Origin of the sequence: Bilophila sp. 4_1_30 (genome assembly GCF_000224655.1) — a bacterium.
In the GTDB taxonomy this organism is placed as follows: domain Bacteria; phylum Desulfobacterota; class Desulfovibrionia; order Desulfovibrionales; family Desulfovibrionaceae; genus Bilophila; species Bilophila wadsworthia.
The window spans coordinates 277,160-285,735 of record NZ_JH114232.1 but is presented as its reverse complement, the minus strand read 5'-3'; the positions used below and the strand labels follow the sequence as shown (position 1 = coordinate 285,735).

At 59.2% G+C, this 8,576-nt stretch carries 6 protein-coding genes; 4 read left to right on the top strand and 2 right to left on the bottom strand.

All coding sequences use genetic code 11. The features are described 5' to 3' along the window. The first annotated feature begins 186 nt into the window (after nt 1-186). The 3 genes from HMPREF0178_RS08075 to HMPREF0178_RS08065 are packed head-to-tail and all read left to right on the top strand — an operon-like array spanning nt 187 to nt 3,344. Nucleotides 187-1,695, top strand: coding sequence for an Rne/Rng family ribonuclease (locus HMPREF0178_RS08075; protein WP_081637745.1), 1,509 nt, complete (start codon nt 187-189; stop codon nt 1,693-1,695). Next, a complete protein-coding gene (locus HMPREF0178_RS08070) occupies nt 1,685-2,296 on the top strand; it encodes an epoxyqueuosine reductase QueH (protein ID WP_009368272.1) in 612 nt (203 codons plus the stop codon). The genes HMPREF0178_RS08075 and HMPREF0178_RS08070 overlap by 11 nt, the downstream gene beginning before the upstream one ends. Nucleotides 2,297-2,327: 31 nt before the next feature. Further along, nucleotides 2,328-3,344, top strand: coding sequence for a glycosyltransferase family 2 protein (locus HMPREF0178_RS08065; protein WP_009368271.1), 1,017 nt, complete (start codon nt 2,328-2,330; stop codon nt 3,342-3,344). Between the two features lie 95 nt (nt 3,345-3,439). Here the strand turns inward: HMPREF0178_RS08065 and HMPREF0178_RS08060 are convergent, their stop codons facing one another. Together HMPREF0178_RS08060 and HMPREF0178_RS08055 are read right to left on the bottom strand one after the other, a co-directional pair. Beyond that, nucleotides 3,440-5,329: a SurA N-terminal domain-containing protein gene (locus tag HMPREF0178_RS08060; RefSeq protein ID WP_009368270.1), complete on the bottom strand. Its 1,890-nt coding sequence runs from the start codon at nt 5,327-5,329 to the stop codon at nt 3,440-3,442. Between the two features lie 72 nt (nt 5,330-5,401). Then, nucleotides 5,402-7,336: an aconitate hydratase gene (locus HMPREF0178_RS08055; RefSeq protein ID WP_009368269.1), complete on the bottom strand. Its 1,935-nt coding sequence runs from the start codon at nt 7,334-7,336 to the stop codon at nt 5,402-5,404. A gap of 375 nt (nt 7,337-7,711) precedes the next feature. Between HMPREF0178_RS08055 and HMPREF0178_RS08050 the strand changes: the two genes are divergently transcribed. After that, nucleotides 7,712-8,500, top strand: a complete 789-nt coding sequence (locus HMPREF0178_RS08050) for a DUF4198 domain-containing protein (protein WP_009368268.1) — start codon at nt 7,712-7,714, stop codon at nt 8,498-8,500. The last annotated feature ends 76 nt before the right edge of the window (nt 8,501-8,576 follow it).

Here is an 8,576-nt window from a genome sequence, read left to right as displayed (position 1 = left end):
GAGGGTGAGGAGGCGCGCACGCCTCGCGTGCCGCGCAAGCCGCGCCGCCGCCGGAACAAGAAGGCCGCCGCTGCCGCCGCGCTGCAGGAAGCCGAGGACGATTCCGCCGAGGAAGGCGAAGAGGAACAGGACGCCAAGAAAGGCCGCAAGCCTGCCAAGGCCGCCGCGTCCGGCGTGGACCGCAAGATGCTGGTCAGCGTCCTTCCCGGCGATATGGTCGAGGTGGTGCTCACCGAAGACGGCTCCGTGCGCGAGTACTACGTGGAGATGACCCATCAGGCCAAGATCCGGGGCAACATCTACAAAGGCGTCATCAACAATATCGACACCAATTTGCAAGCCGCCTTCGTCAATTACGGGAACGTGAAGAACGGCTTCCTGCAGATCGACGAAGTGCACCCCGAATATTACCTCCAGCCCCACGAACCCACCAAGGGCCGCAAATACCCGCCCATCCAGAAAGTGCTCAAGCCCGGGCAGGAAGTCCTCGTGCAGGTCGTGAAGGAGCCCAACGGCTCCAAAGGCGCTTTCCTGACCACATGGCTGTCGCTCGCCGGGCGTTTCCTCGTGCTGACGCCGGGGCAGGAGCAGATCGGCATTTCCCGCAAGGTGGAGGACGGCGAGGAGCGCAACCGTTTGCGCGAGCTCATCCGGGGCCTTGAGCCCGGCGAAGGGCTTGGGGCCATCGTCCGCACCGTGAGCGCGGGCACGAGCAAGACCACGCTCCAGAAGGACCTCTCTTTCCTCAAGCGCGTCTGGAAGGATATCCGCAAACGCGCCACCACGGAAAAGGTTCCCTCCCTGATCTATCAGGAACCGGGCCTTGCCAGCCGGAGCGTTCGCGACTATCTGTCCGACGACGTGTCCGAAGTCTGGGTGGACAACGCGGAAACCGCCGAAGCCATCCGGGAGATGGCTTCCCTGCTGTTCCCGCGCAAGGGCGACCTCGTGCATCTTTATGAGAAGCATGACAAAACCCTTTGGGAACACTTCGGCCTTCTCAACCAGATCGAGCAGGTACATTCCCGCGAAGTGCTCATGCCGTCCGGCGGGCGTCTGGTGTTCGACCAGACCGAGGCGCTTATGGCCATCGACATCAACTCCGGCAAGATCGGCGGCAAGACGAATTTTGAGGCTATGGCCTTCCGTACGAACATGGAAGCGGCGACGGCCATCGCCCGCCAGCTTCGCCTGCGCGACATCGGCGGGCAGATCGTCATCGATTTCATTGAAATGCGCGATCCCGAGCATTGCCGCGAGGTTGAAAAAGAACTCCGCAACGCCATGAAGGGCGATCGCGCCCGTCACGACATCGGCAAGATGAGTTCCTTTGGCCTGCTCCAGATCGTACGCCAGCGGACCGGCTCCTCGGCGATTTCCATCAGCATGGAAACCTGTCCGCACTGCAAGGGGACGGGGCAGCGCCGCAACATGGAGTGGCAGTCCGTACAGACGCTTCGCGACCTGCACCGCGCCATGCGCAGCGCTGCGGCGGCGGGGCAGACCGAGTACGCCCACAGCGTGGACGCCGAGCTCGGGCTGTATCTTCTGAATCACAAGCGCGAACGGCTCTCGCTCATGGAAAAGGAATTCCACATCCGTCTGGATATCCGCATCGAGGGCATTTCTTCCGCGCCGGCAGCCCCAGCACAGCAGCAGGGCCATCAGCACAACGGGCAGAACAATGGCAGGTAACGGCAAGAAAGTGCTCCTGCACGCCTGTTGCGGGCCGTGCAGCATCATGTGCATCCAGTCGTTGCGCGACGAGGGCTATGACGTCACGGGATACTTCGCCAATCCGAACATCCATCCCGTTTCCGAATATTTTCGGCGGCGGGAGGCGATGGAACAGGTGGCGGAACAGATGGACCTGCCCATGTTGTGGCAGGACGATGTGTATGATCTGCCCGGCTGGCTCAAGATGGTGCACGATCTGGGTATCGCGGACAACCAAGGGTATGCCCGCTGCGGCTATTGCTATGAGAGCCGTCTTGCCCTGACCTGCGCCATCGCCTCGGAGAACGGTTTCGACTGCTTTACCACAAGCCTGTTGTATTCCCGGCATCAACAGCACGACGCCATCCGGGGAATCGGAACCCGCGTCGCGGCATCCGGTGACTACAAGAGCGACGCCGGATTCGGTTCTGAGTTCCTGTACCGGGACTTCCGCCCCTTCTGGCAGGCCGGAATCGACCGCTCCAAGGAAATGGGCCTGTACCGCCAGAACTACTGCGCCTGTATTTTTAGCGAGTACGAACGGTTTGAGAAGAAACTGAGGAAGCTAAGCGCGGAATGAGTGCTATGGTCAAGTTTCCGTTATAATCCCCGTGTATAATGTAGCTCCGTATCTTGGCGAATGTCTGGATTCTGTCCTCCAGCAGACTCTAAAAGATATAGAAATTGTTTGTGTGGATGATTGTTCTACGGATAATAGCTCGTTTCTGTTGAAAAAATATGCTGAATCAGATATTCGAATCCGATTGTTTTACAATGAAAGAAATAGAGATTTATCCTTCACCCGTAATAGAGGATTAAAAGAATCCTGCGGAGAGTATGTTTTCTTTTTAGACTCTGATGATGCTTTATACGATAAGGAAGTTTTGAAAGAACTTTATACTATTGCTGAACAAGATGATGCTGAATTGGTTTCGGGAAGGACTGTGAATTGGTTTCCTGACGAATCAGGAAAAGAGTACGTAGTCAATACAGCGGTATATCCTGACCAGGATATTAGAGGGAAATCTCTCTCAAAATGTGGTTTTCTCTCAAATAATGTCATTGCGTGCAATAAGCTCTTACGGCGTTCTTTTCTTGTGGAGCATGCTATATTTTTTGATGAGACACTGCTTAAGTTTGAGGACAATGATTTTTCGTGCCGTGTGGCCGCACATGCGAAGACGATTTCGTATCTTGCCGTCAATACCTACAAATACCGCCAGAGAAAAGGAAGTGACAAATCCAAGATGTATATGAAAGGGCGTGAGGACGCCTTTTGGAAATGCCACGCAGCGAAGAATATGGCTTCCGCCGTGCGCGCCACCGAACCTGTGGTCCAGAGGATTTATGCGGTTCATATCGGAGATATGTTGCGGGGTGCGTATAGGGACTTTCTCAGATATGGCAGAGCTGATGAATGTTCTGAATATATGGTTGCCTTAGGTGGTGTTTTTGCTGCGTTGCCGGAAGATGTTTTGAAGAACCTCACTATGGATCTTCAGCTTGTCTCTGCTCCATTGAAGCAGGAAAAATATGCCGATACATGGACAATGCTCTATATGTATAAAAAAAATGAGAGTACTCTATTATGCCCGGTATGTTGTTCTAGTAGTGAAGCATCAGATTAAACGATTTTTGCGGTAGTACTTTTTTAGGGTTTCAATAAAAAGAGGCCATCCTAGGATGGCCTCTTTTTATTGATAACATAGGAATGTGTTTGGCTCTAATCCGCCAGAATCGTTTCGTTCTTCAGTTCGATCTTGGCATTGGAACGGAGCAGGCTGAGGAAGCCGCGGAACATCTGCTCACGCTTGGCGTTGAGCACGGCGTCGGTGATCTGCGGAGCGGCGGTCTTCCAGTCTTCGTCGCTCGGCGTCACGACTTCGGCCACGCGGGCGATGGCCGCGCCGCCGTCGAGCGTGTAGGCCACGGGAAGCCAGTCGTTCACCTTGGCGGTAAAGGCGGCCTTGGCCAGCTCGGTGTTCATGCCCAATTCGCCCATGTAGCCCTGACGGCCGACCGGTTCGGTCTTCTTGAGCTTGCCCTGAAGTTCCTTGGGCAGATCGGCGGTAAAGGTCTTGCGTTCGGCATTGGCGGCCTCGAAGGCGAGCGTGCGGGCCTTGTCCTGCTGGAGGCGGGCCTTGATGTCGTCCTTCACGGCGTCAAGCGGCTTTACGGTCTGAGGCTTGGATTCGTTCACCTTGGCGATGACATAGCCGGTCTTGGTCACGAAAGGCGTGTCCAGCACGGTGCCGGGCTTGGCGGCCAGCAGCGCGGGCAGGTTTTCAGGCTTGATGCCCATCTTTTCGGTCAATTCGGTCGTGTTGACGAGGCCGGTTTCCTGCGGGGCCAGCTTGAGCGGTTCCCCGGCTTCCTTCAGCGACTTGCCGCCGATGACCGCGAGCTGAACCTGTTCCAGCGCTTCCTGTACCTTGCCGGAGGCTTCATCCTGCGCCAGACGGGTGCGGATCTGATCCTTCACTTCATCTAGGGGCTTCTGCCCGGCGGCCTTCTTTTCTTCAAGCTGGATGAGATGCCAGCCGAACTGCGTCTTGACGGGCTCGGAAAGCTCGCCGGGGTTGAGGGCGAAAGAAGCCTTGTCGAATTCGGGGACCATCTGGTCGTGCGCGAACCAGCCGAGTTCGCCGCCCTGCGGGGCGCTGCCCGGATCTTCGGAAACTTCCTTGGCCACGGTGCCGAAATCTTCGCCAGCCTTGATGCGCTGGGCGATTTCTTCGATCTTGGCCTTCGCCTTGGCCTGATCCTCGGCGGAAGCCTTGGCGTCGCTCAGGATGAGGATGTGGCGGGCGCGCACCATTTCGGGGGTGGCGAACTGGGCGGCATTCTTTTCATAGTATTCGGATACGGCGGCGTCGCTGATGTTCTGGGCGGCGGCCAGCGCTTCCGCGCCGATGAGGAGGTATTCCACGTCGGCCTGCGGGGGCACGGTGAAGGATGCCTGATTGGCTTCGTAGTAGTCCTTGATCTGTGCGTCGTCGACGGTGACCTTGGAGGTATAGTCTTCCAGCGGGTAGAAAACATACTCCAGAATGCGGCGTTCGCCTTCATAGCGGAAGAGATCGCGCACTTCGGCTTCAGGGACGAATGCCCCGGCGGTGACGTCGGCGCGGAGCTTGTTCATCAGCATGTTGTTGCGGAGTTCGGCCTCAAAGTTGCCGGGGGTGTTGCGCTGGGCCTTGATCATGCGGACGTAGGCGTCGGGATCGAACTTGCCTTCTTCGTTGTGGAAGGCGGGGAAGCTCTCGATGAGCTTGCGCAGTTCCACGGGCGTCACGACGATGCCGACGCGCTCGGCTTCCTGCGTAATGAGGTTTTCAAGGATGAGGTTCTGGATAAGCTGCTGCTTGAGCTGCATTGCCTTGAGGCCCGCCGCGTCAAGATCGGGGTACTGGGCGCGCACCTGCTGCTCAAGCTGTTCGTATTTCCGCTGGAACTCCTGAATGGTGATGGGTTCCCCGTTCACGGTGAGGATGACCGTGGAAGGGCCGCCCGTCAGGCCGCCGACGCCCCAGAAGACGAAGACCAGAATGATGATGCCAAAGGCGATTTTGACGCCCCACGATTGGGCGTTGGCTCGAATGAGATCCAGCATGACAGCTCCAGTTCAAAGGTTACGGGCCCCGGCGGGCCGTACGGCGTCCCGCACGGCTCGCCGGGCTCCGGCTTACATTTTTTCTTTTACGGCGTTCAACAGGCCGCCGGACCGGATGATGTCCAGTTCGGCCGCCGAGAGATCATTCCTTACAGGAAGAACGCCCACGCCCGCAATCTCAATATTCGTCACGCCGCCGGGCGTGATTTCCGCGAGCGGGATGCGGATATCCGCCCCCTGGGCGACCTTAGCATAATCTTCCCTGTTCACGAAGACCAGAGGCAGGATGCCGAAATTCACGAGATTGGCGCGGTGGATGCGGGCCATCGACAGGGCGATGACGGCCCTGATGCCGAGATGGCGCGGGGCCAGCGCCGCGTGTTCGCGGCTGGAGCCCTGCCCGTAGTTCTCACCCGCCACGATGACGCCGTTGCCGCCCGCTTCGGAGACGGCACGGGCGCGCTTCACGAAGTCGGGGTCCACGCGCACGAACACGTGTTCGGAAATGGCCGGGATATTGGAGCGCAGGGCGAGGATTTCCGCGCCCGCGGGCATGATGTGGTCGGTAGTGATGTTGTCGCCGAGGCGGATCACGACGCTGGCTTCGAGCACGTCGCCGGACGCGTCGAGACGGGGGAATTTCTCCAGCGCCACGATGTTCGGGCCGCGCAGGACTTCGACGCCCTCGCCGTTTTCCGGCGGGAACACGAACAGGTGCCGGATGGACGGCGGATCGGCGGGCAGTTCCGGCTTGGCGGGCGGGGTTCCCCATGTGGCGGGATCGGTGAACTTGCCGTTCAGGGCGGCTTGGGCGGCGGTCAGGGGGCTGACCAGATAGACCTTGGCGTCCTTGGTGCCGCTGCGCCCCTCGAAGTTGCGGTTGAAGGTACGGGCGCTCACGCCCGCGGTGACGGGCGCGCCGCCGGAGCCGATGCACGGGCCGCAGGAGCATTCGAGCAGGCGCGCGCCGGAGCTGATGAGCGGCTCGAGGAGCCCTTCCTGCGCCAACATGGTGAGCACCTGCTTGGAGCCGGGGGAAATCATGGCGTCGGTGCCGGGATTGATGCGGTGCCCGCCGAGGATCTGGGCGACCAGCTTGAGGTCGGCGTAGGAGGAGTTCGTACAGGAACCGATACAGACCTGCTCGACGGGCAGGCCGTCGAGTTCGGACACGGGCACAACGCGGTCGGGCATGTGCGGCTGCGCGGCCAGCGGAACCAGCGTGGAAAGATCGATGGCTTCCTCTTCGTCATACGCGGCGTCGGCGTCGGGGCCGAGTTCCCGCCAGTCGGCTTCGCGGCCCATGGCCTTGAGGAAGGCGCGGGTCACGCCGTCGGAGGGGAAGAGGGTGCCCGTGGCGCCGAGTTCCGCGCCCATGTTGGCGATGGTGGCGCGTTCCGGCACGGAGAGGGTGGCGACGCCGGGCCCGGCGTATTCGAACACGCGGCCCACGCCGCCCTTGACGGTGCGGCGGCGGAGCAGTTCGAGGATGACGTCCTTGGCCGAGGCCCAGCCGGTGAGCGCCCCGGTCAGGAAGACGCGCACGACCTTGGGCATGGGGATGTAGTAGGGCTCGCCCGCCATCGCCAGCGCGACGGAAAGCCCGCCCGCGCCCATGGCGAGCGAGCAGATGCCGCCCGCGGTGGGGGTGTGGCTGTCGGAGCCCACGAGGGTCGCGCCGGGCTTGGCGAAGTTTTCGAGGTGGAGCTGGTGGCAGATGCCGGTGCCGGGCCCGGAGTACACGCCGCCGAACTTGGCCGCCACAGTGCGCAGGAAACGGTGGTCGTCGGGGTTGCGGAAGTTCATCTGGAGCGTGTTGTGGTCCACGTAGCTCAGGGAAATATCGGTCTTGACCCGGGGGATGCCCAAGGCTTCGAACTGGAGCCACGCCATGGTCCCGGTGGCGTCTTGGGTCAGGGTCTGGTCGATGCGCAGACCGATTTCGCTTCCGGGCGTCATGGTGCCGGAAACAAGGTGACTGCCGATGATTTTTTGTGTGAGGTTCATATGCTTCCCTTTTGTCTGGACTGCGTTGAAGCCGAGGGGCGCACCCCAACCGGGTCGGCTGGCGCGAAAGGAGATAATCTACGCGGATAGCTGAACAAAGGCAAGCAGTTGCCTTTTTGTCATTTTGCAACCCCGCGCCGATGATGGCTTTTGGAAGGAGGAACCTGCTTTTTCAGGGCACGGGTGTGTTTCGCCTAGTATGCGTGTTATTTTTTTAAAAAAAGTATAAACAGTGTCGGAATTGTTGGGTAAATGATTATAACATACGGAAATAAAATAAAAATTGAATTGACGGAAAATCATTTTTTCGGGTAATACCTTTTTGAAAAAGATAACACAATATTGTGCCGTGTTATTCAAAACAAGGAGTTCGCCATGCTTTTCAAAGTGTTGCTTGCTGGGATGTGTTCGCTCTGCCTCGTTGGGACCGCCACTCTTGCCTCCGCGCATGAATTCATCGTCAAACCCGACAAAACGCAGGCCGCCAAGGGCGAAAGCGTGGGCGTGCAGGCGCAGGCGGCGCACGTATTCATGATCAGCGAAGAGGCCGAGCCGGTGGAGACCGTGGTGGTCGAACTCATTCAGGGCAACGCCAAGGAGCCCGTGAAGCTTGCCGAAGACGCCAAGGTGAAGGCGCTTGTGGGCAAGGCGGCCCTCCCTGCGGACGGCCCCGCCATGATCGTCGGGCATCGTCTGCCGCAGATCTGGAGCGACACGACCGAAGGCGTGCTGGAGGGCGGCCGCAAGGATCTCGAAGCCAAGGGCAAGAAGGTCCTCAAGGTCGGCAAGTATGAGAAGTTCGCCAAGACCATGCTCAATCCCGCCGCGAATGACGGATTGTACAAGAAGGTTTTGGGGCATGATCTTGAGATCGTGCTGTTGACGAATCCCGCCGACATCAAGGCCGGTGACGACATCAAGGCGGAAGTGCTGCTGAACGGCAAGCCGGTAAAGGCCCCGCTTGGCCTGACCTACGACGGGTACAGCGCCGAGCAGGATGCCTACATGGCCAAGGCTGAAACCGGCGCGGACGGCATGGCGTCGTTCAAGGTGACCAAGCCCGGCCTGTGGATGCTGCGTACCGAAGTTACCGAAAAGCTCACCGACGGCAGCGCCGACAAGCGCAACATGCGCGCTACCTATGTTTTCCCTGTGATGAAGTAGGAAAAAGGGAAAAGGAAGATTGGGGAGGGGAGAGGGAACCCTTCTGAAGAAGGGTTCCCTCTCCCCTCCCCAAACC

Excerpts from the sequence above, each read along its gene's own strand:
- HMPREF0178_RS08050 (WP_009368268.1), top strand. The coding sequence starts at position 7,712 with ATGCTTTTCAAAGTGTTGCTTGCTGGGATGTGTTCGCTCTGCCTCGTT.
- HMPREF0178_RS08070 (WP_009368272.1), top strand. The coding sequence starts at position 1,685 with ATGGCAGGTAACGGCAAGAAAGTGCTCCTGCACGCCTGTTGCGGGCCG.
- HMPREF0178_RS08075 (WP_081637745.1), top strand. The coding sequence starts at position 187 with ATGCTGGTCAGCGTCCTTCCCGGCGATATGGTCGAGGTGGTGCTCACC.
- HMPREF0178_RS08055 (WP_009368269.1), bottom strand. The coding sequence starts at position 7,336 with ATGAACCTCACACAAAAAATCATCGGCAGTCACCTTGTTTCCGGCACC.
- HMPREF0178_RS08060 (WP_009368270.1), bottom strand. The coding sequence starts at position 5,329 with ATGCTGGATCTCATTCGAGCCAACGCCCAATCGTGGGGCGTCAAAATC.